Genomic DNA, 24,439 nt, shown 5'->3' with positions numbered 1-24,439 from the left:
CGGGCGCCTTCCACGCCCCCGTGCTGTACCCCCGCCCCCGCGCCGACGGCCCCTACGTCGTTCCGGACACCGGGCCGCGCGGCGCGCAGATCTTCGCACCGACGAAGGGGAGGTCAGGCGGCCTTCGGCTTCGTCTCGCGGATCGGGCCCGGCTCGCCGCCGATGAGGTCGTCGCGCACCTGCGGGAAGTGGCAGTAGACGCGCTGGCCCGGCCGCTTCTCCTCGAGCACCGGCTCGACCGTGCGGCAGTGCTCGCGCTCCGAGTCCGACAGCTCGTTCTTGAACTTCGGGCAGCGCGTGTGGAAGACGCAGCCCGACGGCGGGTTGGAGGGGCTCGGCAGGTCGCCGGTGAGCAGGATCTTCTCCCGGCGCGCCTCGGTCGCCGGGTCCGGCACGGGCACCGCCGACAGCAGCGCATGCGTGTAGGGGTGCATCGGGGCCCGGTAGAGCGTGTCCCGGTCGGTCAGCTCCATGATCTTGCCGAGGTACATCACGGCGACGCGATCGGAGATGTGGCGGACGACCGAGAGGTCGTGCGCGATGAACACGTACGCGAGACCGAACTCCGACTGCAGGTCCTCCAGCAGGTTCACGACCTGCGCCTGCACCGAGACGTCGAGCGCCGAGACGGGCTCGTCGCACACGATCAGCTTCGGCTGCAGGGCCAGGGCGCGCGCGATGCCGATGCGCTGGCGCTGGCCGCCGGAGAACTCGTGCGGGTACCGGTTGTAGTGCTCGGGGTTGAGCCCCACGCGCGCCATCAGGTCCTGCACGGTCCGCTTGATGCCGTCCTTGGGCTTCTCGCCCTGGATGCGGAACGGCGAGCCCACGATCGTGCCGATGGTGTGCCTGGGGTTCAGCGACGAGTACGGGTCCTGGAAGATCATCTGGACCTGGCGGCGGAGGGGGCGCATCTGCCGCGAGGAGAACCGGGTGATGTCCTGCCCCTCGAAGCGCACCGTGCCGCCCGTGGGCTCGATGAGCTTGGAGACGACCCGGCCGGTGGTCGACTTGCCGCAGCCGGACTCGCCCACGAGCCCGAGGGTCTCCCCCGCGCTGATCGAGAACGTCACGCCGTCGACGGCGCGGACCGGGTTGCCCTTCTGGCCGAACAGACCGGCCCGCCGGCCGGGGAAGTACTTCTCGACGCCCTCGACCTCGAGCAGCGGCTCGGATCGCGTCGTGCCGGCGGCGGCCGGCTGCGGGGCTGTGGTGGTCATCGCAACGCCTTCGGTGGTCACAGGGTCGGCCGGATCTCGGTCAGCAGGATCTGCTGCCGCTCCTCGGCCGGGATGTGGCAGCGCACCTCGTGCCTCGTGAGCACGTGCGACGTCCCGGTCGTGGGCAGCAGGTCCGGGTGCTCGGTGAAGCACCGCCTGCCCGGCACGCGGTCGGAGAACCGGCACCGCGGATTGAAGACGCATCCCTTCGGCACGTTGATGAGCGAGGGCGGCGAGCCGGGGATCGGCGTGAGCCGCTCCTGACGCGTGCGGTCCATCCTCGGCATCGACCCGAGCAGCCCCCAGGTGTACGGCATCTCGGGTTGCGCGAACAGCTCGTCCACGCTCCCCTTCTCCACGCACTGGCCGCCGTACATCACGACGACCTGGTCGCAGGTCTCCGCGACGACCCCGAGGTCGTGGGTGATGAGGATGACGGCGGAGTTCAGCTCGTCGCGGAGCTCCTTGATCAGCTCGAGGATCTGCGCCTGCACGGTCACGTCGAGCGCCGTCGTCGGCTCGTCGGCGATGAGCAGCTTCGGGTCGGAGATCAGGGCCATCGCGATCATCGCGCGCTGGCGCATGCCGCCCGAGAACTGGTGCGGGTAGTCGTCGAACCGGCCGGCGGCGTTCGGGATGCCGACCTTCTGCAGCATCTCGATCGTGCGCTGCCGCGCCTCCCGCTTCGAGACCTTGTGGTGGACCAGGTACGCCTCGGAGATCTGGCTCCCGATCGTGTAGAAGGGGTGGAGGCTCGACAGCGGGTCCTGGAAGATCATCGAGACCTCGTTGCCGCGGATGTCGCGCATGTCCGACTCGGACATCGGCACGAGGTCCTGGCCGTCGAGCATGATCCGGCCGCTCACCTGCGCCTTCGACCCCTTGTGCAGCCCGAGGATCGCCTGCGCGGTCACGCTCTTGCCGGACCCGGACTCCCCGACGATGCCGAGGATCTCCCCGCGCCGGAGGTCGAACGAGAGCCCGTCGACGCTCTTGACGAGGCCGTCCTCCGTCGGGAAGTGGACGCGGAGGTCTTCGACCGTGAGGAACGTGTCGGCGTCGTCCACCGGCTCGGGTCGGGTCGTCGTGAGGGGTGTGGTCATAGGTGTCGTCCCATCAGAGCGCGACGCGCGGGTCGATGAAGGCGTAGAGGATGTCGACGATCAGGTTGGCGACGACGAGCGCGAGCGCGGCGACGATCGTCACCCCGAGCACGACGGGGATGTCCGACCGCTCGACCGACGAGATCGACAGGTAGCCGAGGCCGCGCAGGTTGAACACCGTCTCGGTGATGACCGTGGTGCCGATGAGCTGCCCGAGGTCGATGCCGAAGATCGTGACGACCGGCGTCAGCGCCGCTCGGAGCCCGTGCCGCACGATGACCGTGCGCGGCGCCAGGCCCTTCGCGCGAGCCGTCCGGATGAAGTCCTCACCCATCGTCTCGAGCATGTTCGAGCGGGTCAGCCGCGCGTAGAGCGCGGAGAAGAGGAACGCGAGGCAGATCCAGGGGCCGAGCATGCCGAGGAACCACGCGCCCGGGTTCTGGGTCAGCGGCGTGTAGCCGTTGGCAGGCAGCCAGCCGAGCGTGTAGCTGAAGATCAGCAGGAACACCGGCCCGGTGAAGAAGATCGGGAGCGACACCGCGCCGAGCGAGAGCCCCATGACGCTGCGGTCGATGACCGTGCGGGGACGGAGGGCGGAGATCGTGCCGCTGAACACGCCCGCGACGAGCCACAGGATCGCGGCGCCGATGCAGAGGCTGATGGTCACCGGGAGGGCTTCGAGGATGAGCTGGCTGACGAGCTCGTTCCGCTGGAACGAGTAGCCGAAGCAGGGGAAGGAGCAGTCGATGGGGGTGCTGACCCCGTCGGTGATCTTCTGCCCGAAGAACCCGGCCACGTAGTGGAAGTACTGCTCGTACCACGGCAGGTCGAAGCCGAAGCGGTGGATCAGCGCCTCGAGCTGAGGAGACCCCGGCTTGAACGGGATCTTGCCGGTGTACAGGTACACCGGGTTGATGTGGGACAGCGCGGGACCGACCTGGAAGATCAGGAAGGTCACGAGGCTGATGATGAAGACGACGACGACGGCGCCGAGCACCCGCTGGACGATGAATCGGATCATTGCGGTGAGGGCGGCGGCCGATCATCTCGGCCGCCGCCCCGTTCATCCCTTTCTTGCAGGACGGGGAACGGACAGGTCAGCTTCCGCTGACGCCCACGTTCACCCAGTCGTATGCGCCGAAGCCGAGCGCGTTGTTGCAGGTGACGTTCGTCATCCGCGTGCTGCGCCACCACAGCGTCTTGGACCAGGCCCAGGGCAGCTGCGTCGCCGTCGCCATGACCGCGTGGTTCACCGTCACGCCGAGGGCGTTGGTGACCGGGGTCCCGGTGTCGTCGAGCACCTTGTTGATGGTCGGGTCGTTGACGCTGCCGTAGTTGCTGTTACCAGCCGGCTTGATCGCGGCACCGTTCATGATGTTCTGGTAGAAGCCGTACAGGGTCGGGAAGTCCGCACCCCACCCGGCGTCGATCAGCCCGAAGCCCTGGTTCTTCACGTTCGACGGCGAGCCGACGAAGGTGTTGTAGTAGCTCTCCGAGGTGGTCGTCGCAGGCGACACCGAGATGTTGATCTTCGCGAGCGCCGCCTTGATGACCGTGAACCGCTTGCCCGCGGTCTCCGAGTCACTCGGGTAGGCCACCTTGGTCGAGAAGCCGTTGGGCTTGCCGCACGCGGCCAGCTCGGACTTCGCCTTGGTGATGTCACCCGTGTTGTCGCTGCCGACCGGGTACGGGTTGTACGACGGGTCGTAGCCCGGGATGCCCGGAGGGGTGAACGAACCGGCGACCTGGCCGGCGGCCGCGCCACCGCTCGCGGCGAGCAGGCCCGCCTTGTTGGTGGCGTACATGATCGCGAGGCGGCAGTGCTCGTTGGGGACCACCGAGGACGGGATGACGTAGTAGTACGTCGAGGGCCCGCCCGGGTCGTCCACCTGCTTCTTCAGCGTCGGGCTGGTGAGCGCCTGCGTCTGCAGGGTCGTCCCGATGGCGCGGTCGGCCTTGGCGTCCGCGTCACCCGCCTTGAGCTTCGAGTCGATGTCGCTCGGGTTCGAGTCGACGGTGAGGTCGATCTCGTTCGCCAGCGGCTTGCGGATCGTGTCCGTGCTCTGCGACCAGTACTTGTTCCTGGTGAACGTGACGGACTTCGTCGGCGTGTAGGCCGAGATCACGAAGGGACCGGACGAGACCGGCATCTTCGTGTAGTTCTGGCCCGTGTAGTTCGCGCCGCCCTCGGTCTTGTACGGCACCGGCGCGATGGTCGGCAGCGCGAGGAGGTAGTTGAAGTCGGCGAACGGCTTGTTCAGGTGGAACGTGATCGTGTTCGACGTGGTCTCGATGGCCGACGAGGGCAGGTCACCGCTCTTGTACGGGCCCTTGTAGGACGACGGCGCCTTGATCAGACCGGTGAAGTAGAAGCCCGGGCCGTTCGGCAGCACGTCGGCGGCGTACAGGCGCTCGACGGCGTACTTGATGTCCATCGGCGTGATGGCCTTGCCGGTCGAGAACTTGAGGCCCGACTTGAGCGTGTACTTCCACTCGGTGTAGTCGGCGTTGTGCGTGCCCATGTCGGTCGCGAGGTCCGGCGCGAGCGTGAACTTGGTGCCGTTCACCTTCGAGTAGTTGATGAGCGTGCGGCTCATCAGGCGCTGCATGTTGAGGCACCAGCCGTAGTAGGTCTGCGACGGGTCCCACGAGTCGCAGTCGCTCTGGGCCAGCAGCTTGAGCGTGCCGCCCGTCTTCGTGGACGGGTTCACGACGGAGGTCGCAGCGGCGTTGAAGGCCGCCGCCGTGCCGCTGGAGCCACCGGAGGGCGTGGTACCGCTCCCCTGACCGGTGCACGCGGTGAGCATGAGCGCTCCCGCTGCAAGCACGGCGACGATCGCGCCCTGCCTCTTTCTCGTAATCATCGAGATCCTTACTCGTCTCTCTCTGCTGTGACCGGCAGCGGTGCAGCTGCCGGGTTGGGCCGGAGCCCGACGGTCCGGAGCGCGGCTGCGCCGCGTGCCGAACCGCACGATCGCACGACGGGGCGGCTCACCTCGTCGATTTCGGGTCCAGCGCGTCGCGGAGACCGTCGCCGAACAGGTTGAAGGCCAGCACGGTGATGAAGATCGCCAGGCCGGGCATGAAGAGGTACCAGGGGTCGACCTGCACGTACTGGGACGCGTCGGACAGCATCTGGCCCCACGAGGGCGTCGGCGGGATGACGCCGATGCCGAGGAAGGACAGCCCCGCCTCGCCCAGGATGTTGTTCGGGATGGCCAGGGTCGTGTAGACGAGCACCGGTCCCACGAGGTTCGGCGCGATCTCGCGCGCCATGATGCGCCCGTTCGAGGCACCGAGGCTCCTGGCGGCCTCCACGAACTCCTTCTCCCTCAGGGTCAGCACCTGGCCGCGGACGATGCGCCCGATGTACGGCCAGCCGAAGAACCCCAGCACGAAGATGATGATCGAGAAGCGGAAGACCTCGCTGGAGTTGATGTACGACGAGACGGCGATCAGCGCGATCGAGAACAGCAGCGTCGGGAACGACAGCAGCACGTCCATGATCCGCGAGATGACGGTGTCGACCCAGCCCCGGGCGAAGCCGGCGATCACGCCGAGGGTCACTCCGAGGACGAGCGAGAAGGCGGTCGCGAGGAACCCCACGATGAGCGACGTCTGCGCGCCGTAGATGAGGTTCGCGAGGATGTCGAGCCCGAGCACGGGCGTGACGCCGAGCCAGTGCGTGCCGCTCGCCCCGGAGAACGCGCCCTGCGGCATCTGCGTCAGCGGGTCCAGCAGCGAGTTCCCGGTGTTGTGCTGGGTCGCGTAGTTCTGGCCGTAGATCGCCGTGATCGGTCCGGCGAGGACGGCGACCAGGATGAACAGCACGACGACGACGCCGCCCGCGAGCGCGATCCGGTCCCGACGCAGCCGGCGCCAGGCGATCGCGGTGAGCGACCTGCCGGCGATGGGGCCGGCGACCTCGTCCTCGTCGTTCTGCAGCCCGGGTCCGGCGAGACCGTCGTCGGTGGCGACGGCCTCGAACTCGGTTGGCCCGCTCAATGACACGCCGTGACCTCCCGAGGTGGTTTCGCGGCTTCCGTTGCCGCGCCCCCGGATGGGGACGCCAGAAACTGTACGTACGTCGGGTCCCCCTACAAAACCGGTGAAGAATTCGTTACATGTCGGAAATGGTCGTGGCGGCTTCTGTGCGACCCGACCGAAGATCCGTGCCCATCCTGCCCCCGCCGCGCAACGTCGTTGCGCACCACGCGGATGGACGCCGCCGGGCCCGCGGGGCGCACGCATGACCGGAGACGCATCCGGCGCCGGGCGCGGGACCGGGGTCCGCGTCCTCCGTCCGGGCGCGGAGGTCCTGCTCGTCCTCGGCGTCAGCCTCGGTCAGTCGGCCGTGTACTCGGTCCTGTCGCTCGCCGACTCGCTCACCCGGGGGCCGCTGAACCAGCAGACGCAGACGCTGAACCCGCAGCAGAACACGCGGGCGCTCTTCGACCTCATCGAGCAGCTGCTCGCGATCGCGTTCCCGCTCGTGCCGGTGCTGCTCGCCCTGTACCTGATGGGGCCGGGTGTGCTCCGCCGGATCGGGCTCGACCTGCGGCGCCCCGGGTTCGACGTGGGCGCGGGCGTGCTGCTCGCGGCATGCATCGGCGTGCCCGGACTCGCGCTGTACTTCGGCGCGGTGGCGCTGAACCTCAACCTCAACGTGGCGACCTCCGGCATCGGTCCGCAGTGGTACGCGGTTCCGGTCCTCGTGCTGTCCGCGGCGCGCGCGGCGGTGCAGGAGGAGGTGATCGTGGTCGCGTTCCTCGTCGACCGCCTCGACGCGAAGGGCTGGCGCTCCTGGACCGTGCTGCTCACGAGCGCCCTGCTGCGCGGCTCCTACCACCTGTACCAGGGCTTCGGCGGCTTCGTCGGCAACGCGATCATGGGCGTCGTCTTCGTGCTCGTGTACCGGCGCTGGGGCCGGGTCGCGCCGCTCGTCGTGGCCCACTTCATCCTCGATCTGGTCAGCTTCGTCGGCTACGACCTGCTGAAGCAGCTGGCGCCGGGGCTGCTGCCGTGACCGTCTCCCTCGCGTTCGCCACGGACCTGGCCCTGCGCGCGGCGGAGGGGGCCCGGATCGAACGGCTGCCGGACGCGACGGTCGTGCGCATGCCCGAGGACCCCGCGTTCCGCTGGGGCAGCTTCCTCCTGGTGCGCTCCGCCGGCGAGCCCTCCGTGCGGGCGGCGCAGCACGCCGCCGCGTTCCCGGGCGCCGGCTTCGTCACCGTCGGCATCGACGACCCGCACCCCGCGTTCGACGAGGGCGCGTGGCTCGGTGCAGGGTTCACCGTCGAGCGTCTCGCGGTCCTGACCGCCCACCGGGCCCCGCAGGTAGGCGGGGCCGGCGTGCGGACGCTGTCCACGGATGACGACTGGGCGGCGCAGACGGCGATCGCGCTCGAGCTGGAGGACGAGCCCGACGCCGGGCACGTCGCGTTCACGCTGCAGCGGACCGAGGAGCACCGGCACGTGGTGGAGGCGGACCGCGCCGTCTGGCTGGGCGTGGAGGTCGCGGGCCGGATCGTCGCGACCGCGGGGATCGCGGACGCGGGCGCCGGTGTCGCCCGCTTCCAGGACGTGCAGACCGCCGCGGCCCATCGGCGCAGGGGCTTCGCGAGCGCCCTGATCGCGGCGGGTGTGCGGACGGCGGCGGAGCGGTTCCGGAGCGCGCTCTTCGTCATCGTCGCCGAGCGGGGCGGTCCGGCGATCGGCCAGTACCGGCGGCTCGGCTTCGCCGAGGTCGAGACGCAGGTCCAGCTCAGCCGCGTCGACGCCCCATCCGCCTCCCTCGATCCTGTCGGCGGGGGCGCGTAGCGTCCGGTGCGATGGTGCAGAGCATCGAGCTGCTGTTCGACGAGGCCACGGAGGCGGCGCTGCGGGCGGCATGGACCGCGCTCGCGGAGGCCGGCCTCCCGAGCCTCGCGTCGCACTCGGGCGGATCCAACCGGCCGCATGTGACCGTCGCGGTCACGGAGTCGGACGGCTTCGCGACCGGGACGACCGCCCTCCGGACGGTCTTCGACGGATGGGACCTGGCCCGCTCGGGCGTCGCGGTGACCCTCGGCGCACCCGTGCTGTTCGGCGGCCACCGGCACCGCTGGGTGCTCGCGCGGCAGGTCGTCCCGAGCCGGCCGCTCCTGACGCTGCACTCGGCCGTGCATCGCGCGGTGCGGCTCGCGGTCCCGGACGCCGAGGTCGTGGACCAGACCCGTCCCGACCGGTGGACGCCGCACGCGACGCTCGCGAGGCGCGTCCCGGCGGAGCGGCTCGGCGAGGCGCTCGCCGCGGTCTCGGTCGAGCCGCTGCGGTGCCGCCTCGTCGGCGCACGCCTCTGGGACTCGGAGGCGAAGCGCGTCACCCCGCTCGCCTGAGCGGCGGCTACTCGAAGGCGCCGGGCGGCGGGCAGGCGCAGACGAGGTTGCGGTCGCCGTACGCCTGGTCGATCCGGCGCACCGGCGGCCAGTACTTGCCGCGCACGGCACGCAGGCGCGCCTCCCCGTGCACGGCGTGCTCGAACGGGTACGCCGCGTCCTCGCGCGAGTACGCGTGCGGCCAGACCGTGTCGGTGACCGCGCGCGCGGTGTGCGGCGCGTTCACGAGCGGGTTGTCGTCCGCCGGCCACTCCCCTGCGGCGACGCGGTCCGCCTCCGCCCGGATCGCGAGCATCCCGTCGACGAAGCGGTCGATCTCGCCCAGGTCCTCGCTCTCGGTCGGTTCGACCATGAGCGTCCCCGGCACCGGGAAGGACATCGTCGGCGCGTGGAAGCCGTAGTCGATCAGCCGCTTCGCGACGTCGTCCACGGTCACGCCGGTCGCCGCCGTCAGTGGGCGCAGGTCGAGGATGCACTCGTGCGCGACGAGGCCGCCGTCGCCGCGGTAGAGGACCGGGAACGCGTCGCCGAGCCGAGCCGCGACGTAGTTCGCCGCGAGCACCGCTGCGTCCGTCGCGTCGCGGAGCCCGTCCGCGCCCATCATCCGCACGTAGGCCCAGGAGATCGGGAGGATCCCGGGCGAGCCGAACGGCGCCGCCGACACGGGCGTGCCGCCGAAGCTGCCAGGACCCCGGACGCCCTCCGGCGCCTCCTGCGCGAACGGGTGGGACGGGAGATGCGGCGCGAGGTGCGCCTTCGCCGCCACCGGACCGACGCCGGGTCCGCCGCCGCCGTGCGGGATGCAGAACGTCTTGTGCAGGTTGAGGTGGCTGACGTCGCCGCCGAAGTCGCCGAACCGGGCCCGGCCGACGAGCGCGTTGAGGTTCGCGCCGTCGATGTAGACCTGGCCGCCTGCTGCGTGCACCGCGTCGGTGACCGCCCGGACCTCGTGCTCGTAGACGCCGTGCGTCGAGGGGTAGGTGATCATCAGCGCGGCCAGCGCGTCCGCGTGCTGCGCGACCTTCGCCCGCAGGTCGTCGAGGTCGACGTTGCCGAGCTCGTCGCACGCGACCACGACGACCTTGAGCCCCGCGAGCACCGCGGAGGCGGCGTTCGTGCCGTGCGCGGAGGACGGGATGAGGCAGACGGTGCGGCCGTCGTCGCCGTTCGCTCGGTGATAGCCGCGGATCGCGAGCAGGCCCGCGAGCTCGCCCTGGCTGCCGGCGTTCGGCTGCAGGCTGACGGCGTCGTACCCGGTGAGGTCCGCGAGCCAGCCCTCGAGCTGCCCGATGAGCTCGAGCGAGCCCGCCACGTCCTCCGCCGGAGCGAACGGGTGCAGGTCGGCGAACTCCGGCCAGGTCACGGCCGCCATCTCGGTCGCCGCGTTCAGCTTCATCGTGCACGAGCCGAGCGGGATCATCCCGCGGTCGAGCGCGTAGTCGAGGTCGGCGAGGTACTTGAGGTACCGCATCATGCCGGTCTCGGAATGGAAGCTGTTGAAGACCGGGTGCGTGAGGTAGTCGGAGGTGCGCAGGAGCTCCCGCGGGAGGGCGGACGGACGACTCGGAAGCAGGTCGTCGGCGTCCGTCGGCTCGGGCCGCGGCCCCAGCCCGAACGCCGCGAGCACGCGCTCGAGCACCGGCTCGCCGACATGCGTCTCGTCGAAGGAGACCGCGACCGTCCGCGGATCGACGATCCGGAGCCACATGCCGAGGTCGCGTGCGGCGCGGACGACGGCTTCGGCGTCGGGGACGCGCACGCGGACGGTGTCGAACAGCGATCCCTGCTCGACGTCCGCGCCGGCGTCGCCCAGTGCCTGCTGCGCCGCTGCCGCGAGCGCGTGCACCTCGCGTGCGATCCGCCGCAGCCCCCCAGGCCCGTGGTAGACGGCGTACATCGACGCCATCACCGCGAGCAGCACCTGCGCGGTGCAGATGTTGCTCGTGGCCTTCTCGCGGCGGATGTGCTGCTCGCGCGCCTGGAGACTCAGCCGGTAGGCGGGCTGGCCGTCCGCGTCCTTCGAGACGCCGACGAGCCGGCCGGGCAGCTGCCGCTCGAGCCCGGCGCGCACCGCCATGAAGCCGGCGTGGGGGCCGCCCATCGCCATCGGCACGCCGAAGCGCTGGCTCGAGCCGACGGCGACGTCCGCCCCGAACTCGCCCGGCGGCGTGAGGAGCGTCATCGCGAGCAGGTCGGCGGCGACGACCGCGAGGCCGCCGCGCTCCTTCGCCGCCGCGATCACGGCGGACGGGTCCCACACGCGGCCCGAGGCGCCCGGGTACTGCACGAGCACGCCGAACAGGTCGCCGTCGGGCAGCCCGCCGGCCGCGAGGTCCGCCTCCACGAGCTCGATGCCGACCGCCTCCGCACGGCCGGCGAGGACCGCCTTCGTCTGCGGCAGCGCGTCCGCATCGACCACGAAGCGCGCGGTGCGCGCCTTCGACGCGCGCCGGGCGAGCAGCATGCCCTCGACCACGGCGGTCGCCTCGTCGAGCATCGACGCGTTCGCCGTCGTCAGTCCGGTCAGATCCGCGACCATCGTCTGGAAGTTCAGCAGCGCCTCGAGACGCCCCTGCGAGATCTCCGGCTGATACGGGGTGTACGCCGTGTACCAGGAGGGGTTCTCGAGCACGTTCCGCTGGATCACCGCCGGCGTGATCGTGCCGGAGTACCCGAGCCCGATCATCGAGGTCCGCACCGTGTTCTTCGCCGCGAGCGCGCGGAGCTCGGCGAGCGCCTGGCGCTCGGTCGCCGCGGGCGGCAGGGAGGACGGGGCGTCGTCGGCCAGCTGGATGGCGGCTGGAACCGCGCGCGCCATCAGCTCGTCGGTCGAGTCGACCCCGACGGCCGCGAGCATCCGCTCCTGGGCGTCGGGGGTCGTGCCGATGTGCCGGCGCTGGAACGCGTCCGGGGCCGCGAGCCGCGGAGTGACGGCGGTGTTCGTCATGCGGCGCCCGTCAGCGCGTCGTAGGCGGCCTTGTCCATCAGCTCGGGCAGCTCGGCGACCTGCACCTTCAGCAGCCAGCCGGCGCCGAACGGGTCGCTGTTCACCACCTCCGGGCTCGCCGTCACCTCGTCGTTCACCTCGGTGATCGTGCCGCTGACCGGGCAGAAGAGCTCACCCACCGACTTCGTGGACTCGAGCTCGCCGATCACCTGGCCCGCCTCGACCTCGTCGCCGACCGAGGGGAGGTCGACGAAGACGATGTCGCCCAGCTGAGCGGCCGCGTAGGCCGTGATGCCGACGGTCGCGATGTCGCCGGCCGCGTCGACCCACTCGTGGTCGGCCGTGTACTTGAGGTCCTGCTCAGTCGCCATGGTCAGGCCTTTCGGGAGTAGAAGGGCAGGGGGACGGTCGTGACGGGGAGGCGCGTGCCGCGGACGTCGATCGCGAGCTCGGCGCCGACCGCGTCCCGGTCCACGAACGCCATCGCGATGGGGTGGCCGAGCGTCGGGCTGAGCGCACCGCTCGTCACGACGCCCACCTCGCGGTCGCCGGCGAGCACCGGGTAGCCGGCGCGGCCGGCCCGGCGACCCTCCGCCTGCAGACCGACGAGCACGCGCGCCCCCTCCGCCTCCGGGGACAGGACGGCGGCCCGGCCCACGTAGTCGCTCGCCTTGGCGCGCGGCACGAGCCGGCCGAGCCCGGCCTGCTGCGGGGTCGTCGTCGTGGTGAGCTCGTGCCCGTAGAGCGGCATGCCCGCCTCGAGCCGGAGCGTGTCCCGCGCGGCGAGCCCGGCGGGCACCAGCCCGGAGCCGCGGCCCGTGTCCATGAGCACCGCCCAGAGGCGGGGCAGGAGCGCGGGCGCCGCGTACAGCTCGAAGCCGTCCTCGCCCGTGTAGCCGGTACGCGCGACGAGCACGGGGTGACCGTCCCAGTTCGCGCGGAGGAAGCGGTAGTTGCGGAGCTCGGCGAGCAGGACGCGGAAGCGCGCCTCCGTCGGGTCGTCGTCGTCCGCCGCGAAACCCGGGACCTCGAGCAGGATCTCCTGGGCGCGCGGGCCCTGGATCGCGATCAGGCCGATGTCGTCCGTCTCGTCCTGCACCTCCGCGTCGAACCCGACGACGCGCTGCCGGAGGTGGTCGGCGACGACTTCGCGGTTCGCGGCGTTCGCGACGACGAGGTAGCGGTCCTCACCCGTGCGGTAGACGACGAGGTCGTCCTCGACGCCGCCGTCGGCGTTCAGCAGCAGCGTGTACTTCGCGCGGCCGACCGCGACCGCGGAGAGCTCGCCGAGCAGTGCGGCGTCGAGCGCCTCGGCCGCCGCGGGCCCGAGCACGAGGATCTCCGCCATGTGGGAGAGGTCGAAGAGGCCCGCCGCGCGGCGCACCGCGTGGTGCTCGGCGAGGTCGCCCGAGTAGCGGACCGGCATCGACCAGCCGGCGAACTCCGTGAACGCGGCGCCCGCGGCGACGTGGACGTCGTGCAGGGGGGACGGTTTCGGCGTCGGGTCGGGCACACGGGCTCCTTCGCGGACGGGTACCGGACCGACGGCCCGGCCCGGGCGGAACTCCCCCTCTGTTCGGTGGCCTGAGAGATTCGGCGACCTCGGGTCGCCTTTCCCCGTCGGCGGGAGCCGCGCACCCGCGGGTGCTGCTCCGCTCTCCAGAGCGGCCTGCCGATGCGGTGCGTGGACCTGAGAGATTCCGGGGCGGTTGCTCCTACGGTGCCGCCACATCGACGTGTCGCTGTGCCGGCTCTCCCGCATCGGCCGTTCGGCCGGTGTGTTCGGTTGTGCGGCCCATGCTACCGATCGCGGGCTAGGCGCTGTAGAGCGTCTCGGCGTCGTCGACGAGGTCGATCGTCCGCGACAGGAGGCGTTCGATCGAGGTCGAGCGGAGGAGGTCCAGCTGGTCGAGCGGCCCGAACGGGGCGATCGCGGCGAGCTGCCACGCGGCCGCGGCGGGGCCGTCGTCGAGCACGATGTCGGGGGGCCAGCGCAGCTCCTCCCCCGCCTCCTCAGCCAGCTTCAGCACCCGCCGGACGAGGCGGTCGGCGCGCTCGAGCAGCGGCGCGAGGTCGTCGGACCAGGCCGGGTCGGGCAGCTCGGTCACCTCGGCACGGGGGTACGGCGCGTCGTCGAGCCACCGGTCGACCCGCACGCGGCGCACGCCCTGCGCGATGAGGACGATCGACTCCCCCGAGGTGTCCAGGCTGCCGACCTGCGCGACGGTCGCGAGGTCGACGCGGACGTCGCCGCCGCCCACCTCCTGGCCCCGCTCGATGAGCGCGACCCCGAACTCGGCCGGCTCGTCACCGAGGATGTCGCGGAGCATCGCGAGGTAGCGCGGTTCGAAGACCCGCAGGGGCAGCGGCATGTGCGGCAGCAGCACGGAGCCGAGCGGGAACATCGGGAGGAGGCTCATCACCGACAAGTGCAGCACGGATCGGGGTCGCTTCGCGCGTCCGCGGCTCCTCCGGGGGCCCTCCGCGGCTGTTCCGCGGGCGCGCGCCGGCGGATCTGCCGCGCGGAGCCCCCGCAGCGAGGTGGGGTGGCTACGGTGACGACATGACGGCGGGGTCGGCGGCGCTGCTCGTCGCGATCGTCGCCCTGGTGGCCGTCGCGTTCACGTTCCCGGCCGTGCTCGTGCTCGCCCGCACCCGGGTACGCACCGGGGGCCGGCTGCCGCAGGGCCTCCTCCTGCTCGCGCTCGGCTGCGGTGTCGTGCTCGTCGGCGCGGTCGCGACGATCGTCGCGGTCGTGGTGCTCACCTGACGCCGACGGTCAGCCGTGCCGCCATTCGACGACGTCGCCGTCCTGCATCACGTAGTCCTTGCCCTCGATGCGCGCTCGGCCGCGGCTGCGCGCCTCCGCGACCGAGCCGGCCGCGACGAGGTCGTCGAAGCCGATGACCTCGGCCTTCACGAACTTCTTCTCGAAGTCGGAGTGGATGACGCCCGCCGCCTCGGGGGCGTGCGCGCCGCGGCGGATGGTCCAGGCCCGCGCCTCCTTCGGCCCCGCGGTGAGGTAGGTCTGCAGCCCGAGCGTGTCGAAGCCGATGCGGGCCAGCTGGTCGAGGCCGCTCTCCTCCTGCCCGGTGGAGGCGAGCAGCTCTGCGGCGTCCTCCGGGTCGAGGTCGATGAGCTCGCTCTCGATCTTCGCGTCGAGGAACACCGCGGGGGCGGGTGCGACGAGCGCGGCGAGCTCCGCCTTCCTGCTCTCGTCGGTGAGGACGCCCTCGTCGAGGTTGAACACGAACAGGACCGGCTTCGCGGTGAGCAGCCCGAGGTCCTTGATCGGCTCGAGGTCGAGCCCTGCGGCGGTGAGGCGGGTGCCCTCGTTCAACGCGGCCTGCGCGGCGCGGATGGTGTCGAGCACCTCCTGCGGCGTCTTCCGCCCGCGCACCTCCTTCTCCACGCGGGCCTCAGCCCGCTCGAGGGTCTGCAGGTCCGCGAGGATGAGCTCGGTGCCGATCGTCTCCAGGTCGCCCTTCGGGTCCACCCCGCCGGCGACGTGCACCACGTCCGGGTCCGCGAAGCCGCGGACGACCTCCGCGATCGCGTCCGCCTCGCGGATGTTCGCGAGGAACTGGTTGCCGAGCCCCTCGCCCTCGCTCGCGCCCTTCACGATGCCCGCGATGTCGACGAAGGACACCGCCGCGGGCACGAGCCGCTCGGAGGAGAACAGGTCGCCCAGCACCTTGAGGCGCGGGTCGGGCAGGTCGACGACGCCCACGTTCGGCTCGATCGTCGCGAACGGGTAGTTCGCCGCGAGCACGGTGTTCTTCGTCAACGCGTTGAAGAGCGTGGACTTGCCGACGTTGGGCAGACCGACGATGCCGATGGTGAGAGCCACGGCCGTCAACCGTAACCGGGCCAGGAGGTCGGTACGGTCGGCGGGTGGTGGTGCTGCGCTCGAGGCACGACCGCGCGATCGCCGCCCTCGCGGTGCCGAGCCTCGGCGCGCTGCTCGCGGAGCCGCTGTTCGTCGCGACCGACACCGCGCTGGTCGGGCACCTCGGCGCCACCGCGCTCGGGGGGCTCGGGGTCGCGGGCACCGTCCTGCAGACCGCGGTCGGCCTCCTGATCTTCCTCGCGTACGCCACGACGCCCGCGGTCGCCCGGCGACTCGGCGCGGGCGACCCGCGCGGCGCCGCCCGGGCCGGGATCGACGGGCTGTGGCTCGCCGCCGCGGCCGGGACGCTGCTCGCCGTCATCGGCGCGGTGGCAGGAGGGTGGCTCGTCGGCCTGTTCGGCGCGGCACCTGCGGTGCAGGCGGCGGCGCTCGCCTACCTCCGGATCGCGGTCTGGGGCCTGCCGGGGATGCTCGTCGTCGTCGCGGCGACCGGGTTCCTGCGCGGTCTGCGGGACGCGAGGACGCCGCTCGTCGTCGCGGTCGCGGGCTTCGCCGCGAACGCCGCACTGAACGCGGTCCTCATCTACGGGCTCGGCTGGGGCATCGGCGGCTCGGCGGCGGGCACGGTCGCGGCCCAGACCGGCCTGGCGATCGTCCTGGTCGCCGTGTGCCTCCGGCACGCTCGGCGGGCGGGCGCGCCGGTGGGTCCCGGGCTCGGCGGTGTGCTCACGGCGGCGCGGGCCGGCGGCTGGCTATTCCTCCGGACCCTGACGCTCCGCATCGCGATGGTCGGCACGGTCGTCGCCGCGACCGCGCACGGGACCACGGCGCTCGCGGCGGTGCAGATCGTGTTCTCGCTCTTCGCGGTCGTCTGGCTGGCGCTCGACGCGCTCGCGATCGCCGGCCAGGCGATGATCGGGCACGCGCTCGGCGCGGCGGACGTGCCGGAGGCGCGGGAGGTCCTCCGGCGGCTGCTCGAGCTCGCCGTCGCGGCCGGAGCGGTGCTCGGCCTCGCGGTCGCGGCCCTGTCGCCGGTGCTCGGGCCCGTGTTCACCGCCGACCCGGCGGTGCTCGCCGCGGTGCCGGGCGCGGTGCTCGTGATGGCGGTGTCGCTGCCGCTCGGCGCGGTGGTGTTCGCGCTCGACGGGATCCTCATCGGCGCGGGCGACGGGCGGTACCTGGCGCTCGCCGGCGCGGCGAACCTCGTGGTGGCCGTCCCGCTGCTGGTGCTCGTGGCGGTCGCGCCGCTGCCGCCGGCCGCCGCGGTCGCCGCGGTGCAGGCGGTCTTCGGCGTGGCCTTCATGGCGATGCGGCTGATCACGCTGGCCCTCCGCATCCGGACCGGGCGCTGGGCGCGCGTCGGCGCGGACTGAGGGCGAGCACGTCGGCAGGCTGTGCTCGCTTCGACAGGCCCGCACGGCGTCCCTGAGCCTGCCGGAGCGAGCACAGCCTGCTCAGGTGCCGGGTGGGGCCGAATGACAGCGGCGTTGTGCGGGTGTCGGAGGGGGCTGGGAGAGTCCGGTCCGTGCCACTGGACTTCGCCGCGATCGACTTCGAGACGGCGGGTCCCTCCGCCGCGTCCGCCTGCTCGGTCGGGGTGGTCACGGTGGAGGACGGTCGCGTCGTCGACCGCGTCGGCTGGCTGATCCGGCCGCCCGCCGGGCACGACGTGTTCAGCGAATGGAACATCCGGATCCACGGCATCACGCCCGACCGGGTGGTCGGCGCCGCGGGCTGGGCCGAGCAGCTGGACGACCTGATCGCGGTGATCGGCGACCGCCCGGTGGTCGCCCACAACGCGCGCTTCGACATGGGCGTGGTGCGGGCCGCGTGCTTCGCCTCCGGGGTCCGCACCCCGCCGCTCGACTACTTCTGCAGCCTCCGGGTCGCGCGCCGCACGTACGCGCTCACCTCCTACCGCCTGCCGGTCGCGGCCATGGCGGCGGGGTTCGAGGACTTCGCGCACCACGACGCGCTGGCGGACGCGGAGGCGTGCGCCGCGATCGTCGTGCACGCGGCCGCCCGGCACGACGCGGCCGACGTGCCCGCCCTGCTGGACGCGGTCGGCGACCGGCTGACGCGGCTCGAGCCGCACGCGCCGCAGACCCGCGTGCCGATGGCGTTCGCCTAAGCGGGCTCGGCCGAGGGGCCCGCGCGACCGATCAGCAGCCACAGCCCGGTCGCGGCGCAGACGACGGCCACGACGAGGATCACCCAGCCGTACGGGACGACGGTGAGCAGCGCCGCGCCGGTGGCGATCGAGACGGTCTGGGGCACGCTCGTCGCCACCTCCACGGCACCGAACGCGCGGCCCAGCAGCGGGCCGGGTGTGCGCAGCTGCACCAGCGTCTCGGCACCGATGGCGAGCCATGGCAGCCCCGCGCCGATGAGCGCGGCGCCGCCGAAGACGGAGACCGGGCTCGGCGGCAGGGCCCATACGGCGCAGCCCGCCCCGATCCCGATCCCGCCGAGCGCGGCGAGCGCCGACTCCCCCGTCCTCGGGAGCACTCGCACGGCGGTCACGCCGCCGATGATCGCGCCGACGCCCTGCGCGAGCTGGGTGACGCCCACGAAGGCGGCTGGCCGGTGCAGCCCGTCGACGATGAGCGCGAACCCGGCGCTCTCGAGGAACCCGACCACGAGCAGGATGAGGCCCAGCGCCGTGGTCGTCCTGCGCAGCACCTCGATCCCCGCGAGATGGCGGAATCCGGCAGCGATCGACCGCAGGAGATGCGGGTGCTCCTCCGTCTCCCGTGGGGACTCGACGATCCGGAGGAGGCCGAGCGCACCCGCCGCGACCAGGAACGTGACCGCGTCGACCACCGCGACCGCACCACCGCCCGCCATGGCGAACAGCGCGGTGCCGAACGCCGGAGCCACCACGCGGAGCGCCTCGCGCAGCGACCGGATGAGCGCGTTCACGGGGCCGAGCTGCGCGGCCGGCACCACGTCCGGCAGGAGCGCGGAGGCCCCCGCCCCGAGCAGGACCGCCGAGCAGCCGTACCCCGTCATCACGAGCCAGATCAGCCAGACGTCGCCGGCCCCGCGGACGAGCAGCAGCAGCAGCACGAGCACCCCGGAGACGAGATTGCCGATCACGAGCAGCGGACGGCGCGGCACTCGGTCCACGAGCAGGCCCGCGAGCGGAGCGAACACGGCCGGCAACGTCAGGAAGAAGAAGGTCAGGCCGGCGAGTGCGACCGAATCGGTGAGCCGCTGCACCCACACGGCCGCGACGAGCCACAACGCCGCGTCGCCGAACGCGGAGACGGTCTGACCGCCGACGACCAGGCGGACGTCCCGATCAGCGAGGAGCCTTCTCACTCGGGCTCACCCATCGGGTAGCCGAACAGCAGCACCTCGACGGGCGCTGCGCCCTCCGGACGGACAGCGGGATCGGCCAGCCGTTCACGCCCGATCGCCAGCAGCCGCTCCTGCAGCTCCGCGCCGACCGCCTGCAGCTCGGCAGGCGTGAGCCAGAACGCGAACTCGCTGTCGATCGAGGCCCGGCGCCAGGCCTCGGACCAGGATGAGCGCGTCATCCGCCACATCCGGTACCGGTCCATCTGCCGCTCGCGGAACAGCGCGGCCACCTCGGCGCTCGCTCGCCCGACGGCCGGATCCGCGGCGTCCGGGTCGAAGTCGAGCCCGAGCCGCGTGATCCGCCACGGACGCCGACGGCCCGTGCCCTCCCCCGTCTCCTCCACGAATCCGTACTTCGCGAGTTGCCGCAGATGGAACGAGCAGCTGCTCGGCGACTCGCCGACGAGCTCCGAGGCCTCGGTCGCGGTCAGGGGCCCGTCGACGACGAGGTGCTCGATGAGCGCGAGGCGCACCGGATGCGCGAGCGCCCGCAGCGCTCGGACGTCGTCGACGAGACGGGGTCCGCGGTCATCGGCCATCCGCTGACCCTACCTTTGAAGCGACTCTTTCGAAAGATTCACTTCGACAGGATGCGCCTGTCGGACCCCACTGCGACCATCCCGGCATGGCTGCTCTGCTCCCCGTCGTCGCGCTGCTCCTCGGCGTCGTGCTCGGCGCGCTGCTCGCGACCGTGCTGCGCGGTCGCCGTCCTGCGGGCGAGGACCCGGCCGTGGTCGCGGGGCGTCAGGAGGCGGCACTCCTGCGGGTGCGGGCGGAGGGCGACGCGGTCGCCGCCGACCTCCGGACCGAGCTCGCCGCGTACGAGGCGACCATCGACGGCCTGCAGCGGGAGGTCGCGGCGGCCGAGCGGCGTGCGCAGGAGGAGCGGACGGCCCGCGCTGTCGAGGCGGAGGAGCGGCGCCGACGCGAGCAGGAGGAGGCACGGGTGCTGCAGGCCCTCGCGCCGGTGCAGGAGACGCTGCGGACGGTGCAGAGCAAGGTCGACACGCTCGAGCAGCAGCGCGCCGCGCAGTACGGCGCGCTCGAGCAGCAGCTGCTCGCCACCCGCGCCTCGTCCGACCAGGTGCGCACGACCGCCGAGTCGCTCGCCGCTGCCCTCCGGCACAACTCGATGCGCGGGGCGTGGGGCGAGACGCAGCTGCGGCGCCTCGTGGAGAGCGCGGGGCTCACGAACCGGGTCGACTTCGACCTGCAGGTGACGACGCGCTCCGAGGACGGCACCCGGCGCCCCGACCTCGTCGTCCGCCTCCCCGAGGGCAAGTGCATCGCGGTGGACGCGAAGGTGCCGCTCGCCGCGTTCATCGAGGCGAACGAGATCCCGGAGACCGCGGTCGGCGCGGAGGGCGCGCGCCGCGAGTCGCTCATGAAGGACCACGTGAAGGCCGTCCGGGCGCACATCGACGCCCTGGCCGCGAAGGGGTACTGGACCGACTTCCACTCCCCCGAGTTCGTCGTCGCGTTCCTCCCGAGCGAGTCGCTGCTGTCCGCCGCGCTCGCGGCCGACCCGTCGCTGCTCGACCACGCCTTCTCCAAGCGCGTCGCGCTCGCCTCGCCGGTGAACCTCTGGGCCGTGCTGAAGACGGTCGCCTACACGTGGACGCAGCAGGAGCTGACGGAGGACGCGCACCGGCTCTTCACGCTGAGCCGCACGCTCTACGACCGGCTCTCGGTGCTCGCGCAGCGGGCCGAGAAGCTGCGGGGCGCGATCGAGCGCACCGTCACGACCTACAACGAGTTCGCCGCGTCCCTCGAGACCCGCGTGCTCGTGACCGGCCGGCAGATCAACCGGATGGACGAGTCGAAGATCCTGGGCGAGGCGCTCCCGGTCGACACGGCCCCGCGCCCGTTCACCGCCCCGGAGCTGACCCGCGGACAGGACGAGGACGCGGCCTGAGCCGGGCCCTTCCGCGCCTGCTCAGAACCAGCGGTCGGCGACGTGATCGGAGACGATGCGGCGCAGGGTGCCCGACCGGGATCGGAGCACGACCGACTCGGTGCGGATGATCGGGCCCTTCCGCCGCACCCCGTCGACCAGGCCGCCGTCCGTCACGCCCGTCGCGATGAACATCGTGTTGTCCCCGGCGACGAGCCCGTCCGCGTCGTAGACCCGGTCCATGTCCAGCCCCGCGTCGATGCCCCGCTGCCGCTCGGCGTCGTCCTTCGGCATCAGCCGGCCCTCGATGAACCCGCCCAGCGCCTTGATCGCGCACGCGGTCACCACGCCCTCCGGGCTGCCGCCGATGCCCACGCACATGTCGATCCGGGTCTCGTACCTGGCCGCGTTGATCCCGCCGGCGACGTCGCCGTCCAGCAGGAGGCGCGTCCCCGCTCCGGCCGCCCGGATCTCCTCGATCAGCCCCTCGTGCCGGGGCCGGTCCAGCACCGCGACGACCATCTCGCCGATCGGCTTGCCCTTGGCGCGCGCCAGCTCCCGGATGTTGTCCCCGATCGGCGCGTCCAGCGAGAGCACGCCGACGCCATGGTGGTCGGCCACGAGCTTGTCCATGTAGAACACGCTGGAGGCGTCGAGCATCGTGCCGCGGTCCGACGCCGCGATCACCGACAGCGCGTTCTGCCGCCCCTGCGCCGTCATCGACGTGCCGTCGATCGGGTCGACGGCGATGTCCGCCTGCCACCCCCGGCCCGTCCCGACCCGCTCGCCGGTGAACAGCATCGGCGCGCGGTCCCTCTCGCCCTCGCCGCTCACGATCAGCCCGTCGAACTCGACCGTGCCGAAGAAGGCCCGCATCGCGTCCACCGCCGCACCGTCGGCGCCGAGCTTGTCGCCCTTCCCGATGAACGGCACCGCCCGGATGGCCGCCGCCTCCGTCGCCCGGACCAGCTCCATCGCCAGGTTCCGGCTCGGATGCGCCACCAGATTCGTCTCAGCCATGCGCAGCTCCCTCCGCCTGGGTCCGAAACTATCGGAGGGCCGCCCAGATGTCCCCCTCAGTAGAGTGAACGGCGGCTTGCGGTGAGCGCCGCGAGCGTTCTCGATGCCAGGAGCGCAGATGCCCGTCGCCACCCCCGACCAGTACGCCGAGATGCTCGACCGCGCGAAGGCGGGCGGGTTCGCCTACCCGGCGATCAACGTCTCCTCCTCCCAGACGATCAACGCGGTGCTGCAGGGGCTGACCGAGGCCGGCAGCGACGGCATCATCCAGGTCACGACGGGCGGCGCCGACTACTTCGCCGGGCACACGGTGAAGAACCGCGCCTCCGGCGCGCTCGCCTTCGCCCGGTTCGCGACCGAGGTCGCGAAGAACTACCCGATCACGGTCGCGCTGCACACCGACCACTGCCCGAAGCCCGCGCTCGAGTCGTTCGTGCTGCCGCTCATCGCCGCGAGCGAGGAGCAGGTGAAGGCCGGCGGGGAGCCGATCTTCCAGTCGCACATGTGGGACGGCTCCGCGGTGCCGCTCGACGAGAACATCGCGATCGCGAAGGACCTCCTGCCCAGGATGAAGGCGATCAACGCGATCCTCGAGGTCGAGATCGGCGTCGTCGGCGGCGAGGAGGACGGCGTCAAGCACGAGGGCACGAACGACGCCCTGTACACGACGCTCGGCGACGTCGAGAAGGTCGTCGACGCGCTCGGCCTCGGCGAGCAGGGGCGCTACATCGCGGCCCTCACCTTCGGCAACGTGCACGGCGTGTACAAGCCGGGCAACGTGAAGCTGCGGCCGGAGCTGCTGGGCGAGATCCAGGCCGGCCTCGCGGACAAGGTCGGGCGCGGTCCGAAGCCGCTCGACCTCGTCTTCCACGGCGGCTCCGGGTCGAGCGACGAGGAGATCGCGCAGGCGGTCGCGAACGGCGTCGTGAAGATGAACATCGACACCGACACGCAGTACGCGTTCACCCGCTCGATCGCCGGGACGATGTTCACGAACTACGACGGCGTGCTCAAGGTCGACGGCGAGGTCGGCAACAAGAAGATCTACGACCCGCGCGCCTGGGGCAAGATCGCCGAGACCGCCATGGCGGCCCGCGTCGTGGAGGCCACGAAGCAGCTCGGCTCCGCCGGGAAGTCGCAGGGCTGAGCACCTTCGTCGTTCAGGAGATTTTCGCCCCGGTCGCGCAGATCTCCTGAACGACGAAGGAGCGGGCGCGGGTCAGGAGCCGGCGGTCAGCTTCGCGGTGAAGGCCGGATCGGCGAGCGCCGCCCCCATCGTGAGCCCGACGGTCAGGACGAGGCAGGCCGCGCCGATGGCGAGCGGGATCCAGAACGCGACCCGGTGGGTGCGGAGGCGCGGCACGCAGACGCCGATCGCGACGACGAGCCCGAGCACGTTGACCGCGATCACGACCCACCCCACGAGCTGCGCGACGGACGCGTCGGGGTAGGGGCCGAGACCCGCCTGCGCGAGCACGGCGTCGAGCAGGGCGGCGTAGTCCCGCGACACCGCGACCGTCCGGGTGACGTCGAGCAGCGCGACCAGGAGCAGGCCGACCGTGACGACCGGGTCCCACGACGGCGCGCGCCGGGGCTGCCCGCTCAGCTGCGGCCGCCGAGCGCCCGCGGGTCCCGGGCGCCGGACGCGTCCCGTCGCAGCTCGCGCGGGAGGGAGAACACCAGGTCCTCCTCCGCCGTCCGCACCTCCTCGACCGAGCCGAAGCCGTTGCCGGCGAGCACGGCCAGCAGGTCCTGCACGAGGCGCTCCGGCACGCTCGCCCCGCTCGTGACCCCGACGGTGGCGGCGCCCTCGAGCCACGCCGGGTCGAGCTCGCTCGCGTCGTCGATGCGGTGCGCCGCTCGCGCGCCGTGGTCGAGGGCGACCTCCACCAGCCGGACCGAGTTGGACGAGTTCGCGCTGCCGACGACCAGCACCACGTCGGCGTCGCGCGCGATCTTCTTCACGGCGACCTGCCGGTTCTGCGTCGCGTAGCAGATGTCGTCGGAGGGCGGATCGGCGAGCTTCGGGAAGCGCGCGCGCAGCCGCCGGACCGTCTCCATCGTCTCGTCCACGGAGAGGGTCGTCTGCGAGAGCCAGACGAGGTTGTCGGGGTCGGCGACCTCGACGGTGTCGGCCTCCTCGGGCGAGCCGACCAGCGTCGTCCGCTCGGGCGCCTCCCCCATCGTGCCCTCGACCTCCTCGTGGCCGTGGTGGCCGATGAGGAGGATCTGCCGGTCGTCGCGCGCGAAGCGCACGGCCTCGCGGTGCACCTTCGTGACGAGCGGGCACGTCGCGTCGATCGCCCGCAGGCCGCGGTCCTCCGCCGCTTGCACGACGGCGGGCGAGACGCCGTGCGCACTGAAGACGACGTGGGCGCCGGAGGGCACCTCGTCGACCTCGTCGACGAACACCGCCCCCTGCTCCTCCAGCCGGGCGACGACGTGCACGTTGTGCACGATCTGCTTGCGCACGTAGACCGGGGACCCGTAGCGCTCGAGCGCCTTCTCCACAGCCACCACGGCACGGTCCACGCCCGCGCAGTAGCCTCGCGGAGCGGCGAGCAGCACGCGCCCCCGGGAGGCGCCCGCGGTACCGATGACGGACCCGTCGACTACCGTGGCGGCCGTCGACGGGCTCCTGGGCAGACCGAGCTCGACCGGGGGG

Annotated in this window: 22 protein-coding genes, 1 pseudogene and 2 riboswitches; of the genes and pseudogenes, 8 read left to right on the top strand and 15 right to left on the bottom strand. The window is 72.2% G+C overall.

Features of this window, described 5'->3' with window-relative positions; translation table 11 throughout:
• Positions 1-113: 113 nt before the first annotated feature.
• The 5 genes from ACTHLI_RS12430 to ACTHLI_RS12410 all read right to left on the bottom strand — a co-directional run bounded on the left by ACTHLI_RS12430 (position 114) and on the right by ACTHLI_RS12410 (position 6,328).
• Positions 114-1,220, bottom strand: coding sequence for an ABC transporter ATP-binding protein (locus ACTHLI_RS12430; RefSeq protein ID WP_440184057.1), 1,107 nt, complete (start codon positions 1,218-1,220; stop codon positions 114-116).
• Positions 1,221-1,237: 17 nt separating this feature from the next.
• Positions 1,238-2,323, bottom strand: coding sequence for an ABC transporter ATP-binding protein (locus tag ACTHLI_RS12425; protein WP_440184055.1), 1,086 nt, complete (start codon positions 2,321-2,323; stop codon positions 1,238-1,240).
• A gap of 13 nt (positions 2,324-2,336) precedes the next feature.
• Positions 2,337-3,344 carry an ABC transporter permease gene (locus ACTHLI_RS12420; RefSeq protein ID WP_440184053.1) on the bottom strand — a complete coding sequence of 336 codons (1,008 nt, stop codon included), beginning with the start codon at positions 3,342-3,344 and terminating at the stop codon, positions 2,337-2,339.
• 76 nt (positions 3,345-3,420) lie between these two features.
• Positions 3,421-5,187: an ABC transporter substrate-binding protein gene (locus tag ACTHLI_RS12415; RefSeq protein ID WP_440184050.1), complete on the bottom strand. Its 1,767-nt coding sequence runs from the start codon at positions 5,185-5,187 to the stop codon at positions 3,421-3,423.
• A 127-nt stretch (positions 5,188-5,314) separates the two neighbouring features.
• Positions 5,315-6,328 (bottom strand): ABC transporter permease, encoded by a 1,014-nt coding sequence (locus ACTHLI_RS12410; protein ID WP_440184048.1) that lies wholly within the window; start codon positions 6,326-6,328, stop codon positions 5,315-5,317.
• Positions 6,329-6,572: 244 nt separating this feature from the next.
• Here ACTHLI_RS12410 and ACTHLI_RS12405 point away from each other — a divergent pair, with 244 nt between their 5' ends.
• The 3 genes from ACTHLI_RS12405 to ACTHLI_RS12395 are packed head-to-tail and all read left to right on the top strand — an operon-like array spanning position 6,573 to position 8,700.
• Positions 6,573-7,349 (top strand): CPBP family intramembrane glutamic endopeptidase, encoded by a 777-nt coding sequence (locus tag ACTHLI_RS12405; RefSeq protein WP_440184045.1) that lies wholly within the window; start codon positions 6,573-6,575, stop codon positions 7,347-7,349.
• Positions 7,346-8,143 carry a GNAT family N-acetyltransferase gene (locus ACTHLI_RS12400; protein WP_440184043.1) on the top strand — a complete coding sequence of 266 codons (798 nt, stop codon included), beginning with the start codon at positions 7,346-7,348 and terminating at the stop codon, positions 8,141-8,143. The genes ACTHLI_RS12405 and ACTHLI_RS12400 overlap by 4 nt, the downstream gene beginning before the upstream one ends.
• 11 nt (positions 8,144-8,154) lie before the next feature.
• Positions 8,155-8,700 (top strand): 2'-5' RNA ligase family protein, encoded by a 546-nt coding sequence (locus tag ACTHLI_RS12395; protein WP_440184040.1) that lies wholly within the window; start codon positions 8,155-8,157, stop codon positions 8,698-8,700.
• Between the two features lie 7 nt (positions 8,701-8,707).
• On the opposite strand, the gene gcvP is transcribed toward ACTHLI_RS12395, so the two are convergent.
• The 4 genes from gcvP to ACTHLI_RS12375 all read right to left on the bottom strand — a co-directional run bounded on the left by gcvP (position 8,708) and on the right by ACTHLI_RS12375 (position 14,067).
• Positions 8,708-11,647: an aminomethyl-transferring glycine dehydrogenase gene (gene gcvP, locus ACTHLI_RS12390; RefSeq protein ID WP_440184038.1), complete on the bottom strand. Its 2,940-nt coding sequence runs from the start codon at positions 11,645-11,647 to the stop codon at positions 8,708-8,710.
• Positions 11,644-12,018, bottom strand: a complete 375-nt coding sequence (gene gcvH, locus ACTHLI_RS12385; RefSeq protein ID WP_440184036.1) for a glycine cleavage system protein GcvH — start codon at positions 12,016-12,018, stop codon at positions 11,644-11,646. Before gcvH ends, gcvP begins: the two co-directional genes overlap by 4 nt.
• 2 nt (positions 12,019-12,020) lie before the next feature.
• On the bottom strand, positions 12,021-13,160 hold the full coding sequence (gcvT, locus tag ACTHLI_RS12380) for a glycine cleavage system aminomethyltransferase GcvT (protein ID WP_440184034.1): 1,140 nt from the start codon (positions 13,158-13,160) through the stop codon (positions 12,021-12,023).
• A 49-nt stretch (positions 13,161-13,209) separates the two neighbouring features.
• A riboswitch (glycine riboswitch) is annotated at positions 13,210-13,315 on the bottom strand.
• Positions 13,316-13,416: riboswitch (glycine riboswitch) on the bottom strand.
• 45 nt (positions 13,417-13,461) lie between these two features.
• Positions 13,462-14,067, bottom strand: a complete 606-nt coding sequence (locus ACTHLI_RS12375) for an LON peptidase substrate-binding domain-containing protein (protein ID WP_440184031.1) — start codon at positions 14,065-14,067, stop codon at positions 13,462-13,464.
• Positions 14,068-14,210: 143 nt separating this feature from the next.
• Here ACTHLI_RS12375 and ACTHLI_RS12370 point away from each other — a divergent pair, with 143 nt between their 5' ends.
• Positions 14,211-14,417: a hypothetical protein gene (locus ACTHLI_RS12370; protein ID WP_440184028.1), complete on the top strand. Its 207-nt coding sequence runs from the start codon at positions 14,211-14,213 to the stop codon at positions 14,415-14,417.
• A gap of 9 nt (positions 14,418-14,426) precedes the next feature.
• On the opposite strand, the gene ychF is transcribed toward ACTHLI_RS12370, so the two are convergent.
• Positions 14,427-15,497 carry a redox-regulated ATPase YchF gene (ychF, locus tag ACTHLI_RS12365; RefSeq protein WP_440184025.1) on the bottom strand — a complete coding sequence of 357 codons (1,071 nt, stop codon included), beginning with the start codon at positions 15,495-15,497 and terminating at the stop codon, positions 14,427-14,429.
• 44 nt (positions 15,498-15,541) lie between these two features.
• Between ychF and ACTHLI_RS12360 the strand changes: the two genes are divergently transcribed.
• Together ACTHLI_RS12360 and ACTHLI_RS12355 are read left to right on the top strand one after the other, a co-directional pair.
• Entirely contained in the window at positions 15,542-16,870 is a 1,329-nt protein-coding gene (locus tag ACTHLI_RS12360; RefSeq protein ID WP_440184023.1) for an MATE family efflux transporter, read from the top strand.
• 152 nt (positions 16,871-17,022) lie between these two features.
• The gene (locus ACTHLI_RS12355; RefSeq protein ID WP_440184021.1) at positions 17,023-17,628 is read left to right on the top strand and encodes an exonuclease domain-containing protein; all 606 of its coding nucleotides are present in this window, start codon (positions 17,023-17,025) and stop codon (positions 17,626-17,628) included.
• Here the strand turns inward: ACTHLI_RS12355 and ACTHLI_RS12350 are convergent.
• Together ACTHLI_RS12350 and ACTHLI_RS12345 are read right to left on the bottom strand one after the other, a co-directional pair.
• A complete protein-coding gene (locus ACTHLI_RS12350) occupies positions 17,625-18,821 on the bottom strand; it encodes an MFS transporter (RefSeq protein ID WP_440184019.1) in 1,197 nt (398 codons plus the stop codon). The genes ACTHLI_RS12355 and ACTHLI_RS12350 overlap by 4 nt on opposite strands.
• A complete protein-coding gene (locus ACTHLI_RS12345; RefSeq protein ID WP_440184015.1) occupies positions 18,818-19,399 on the bottom strand; it encodes an ArsR/SmtB family transcription factor in 582 nt (193 codons plus the stop codon). The genes ACTHLI_RS12350 and ACTHLI_RS12345 overlap by 4 nt, the downstream gene beginning before the upstream one ends.
• A gap of 86 nt (positions 19,400-19,485) precedes the next feature.
• Between ACTHLI_RS12345 and ACTHLI_RS12340 the strand changes: the two genes are divergently transcribed.
• Positions 19,486-20,775: a DNA recombination protein RmuC gene (locus ACTHLI_RS12340; RefSeq protein ID WP_440184012.1), complete on the top strand. Its 1,290-nt coding sequence runs from the start codon at positions 19,486-19,488 to the stop codon at positions 20,773-20,775.
• 21 nt (positions 20,776-20,796) lie between these two features.
• On the opposite strand, the gene glpX is transcribed toward ACTHLI_RS12340, so the two are convergent.
• A complete protein-coding gene (gene glpX, locus ACTHLI_RS12335) occupies positions 20,797-21,774 on the bottom strand; it encodes a class II fructose-bisphosphatase (protein WP_440184009.1) in 978 nt (325 codons plus the stop codon).
• A 118-nt stretch (positions 21,775-21,892) separates the two neighbouring features.
• Here glpX and fbaA point away from each other — a divergent pair, with 118 nt between their 5' ends.
• Positions 21,893-22,921 (top strand): class II fructose-bisphosphate aldolase, encoded by a 1,029-nt coding sequence (gene fbaA / locus ACTHLI_RS12330; RefSeq protein WP_440184007.1) that lies wholly within the window; start codon positions 21,893-21,895, stop codon positions 22,919-22,921.
• 72 nt (positions 22,922-22,993) lie between these two features.
• On the opposite strand, the pseudogene ACTHLI_RS12325 reads toward fbaA, so the two are convergent.
• Both ACTHLI_RS12325 and ACTHLI_RS12320 read right to left on the bottom strand, forming a co-directional pair.
• A pseudogene (locus tag ACTHLI_RS12325) lies at positions 22,994-23,488 on the bottom strand (DUF6264 family protein); the annotation flags it as partial.
• The gene (locus ACTHLI_RS12320) at positions 23,377-24,372 is read right to left on the bottom strand and encodes a 4-hydroxy-3-methylbut-2-enyl diphosphate reductase (RefSeq protein WP_440184067.1); all 996 of its coding nucleotides are present in this window, start codon (positions 24,370-24,372) and stop codon (positions 23,377-23,379) included. The gene ACTHLI_RS12320 and the pseudogene ACTHLI_RS12325, both read right to left, overlap by 112 nt.
• Positions 24,373-24,439: the final 67 nt, after the last annotated feature.

This window comes from Amnibacterium sp., assembly GCF_051956055.1.
Taxonomy (GTDB): Bacteria; Actinomycetota; Actinomycetes; order Actinomycetales; family Microbacteriaceae; genus Amnibacterium.
Note: the sequence above shows the minus strand (reverse complement) of the source record. Positions and strands in the feature narration are given on the sequence as shown.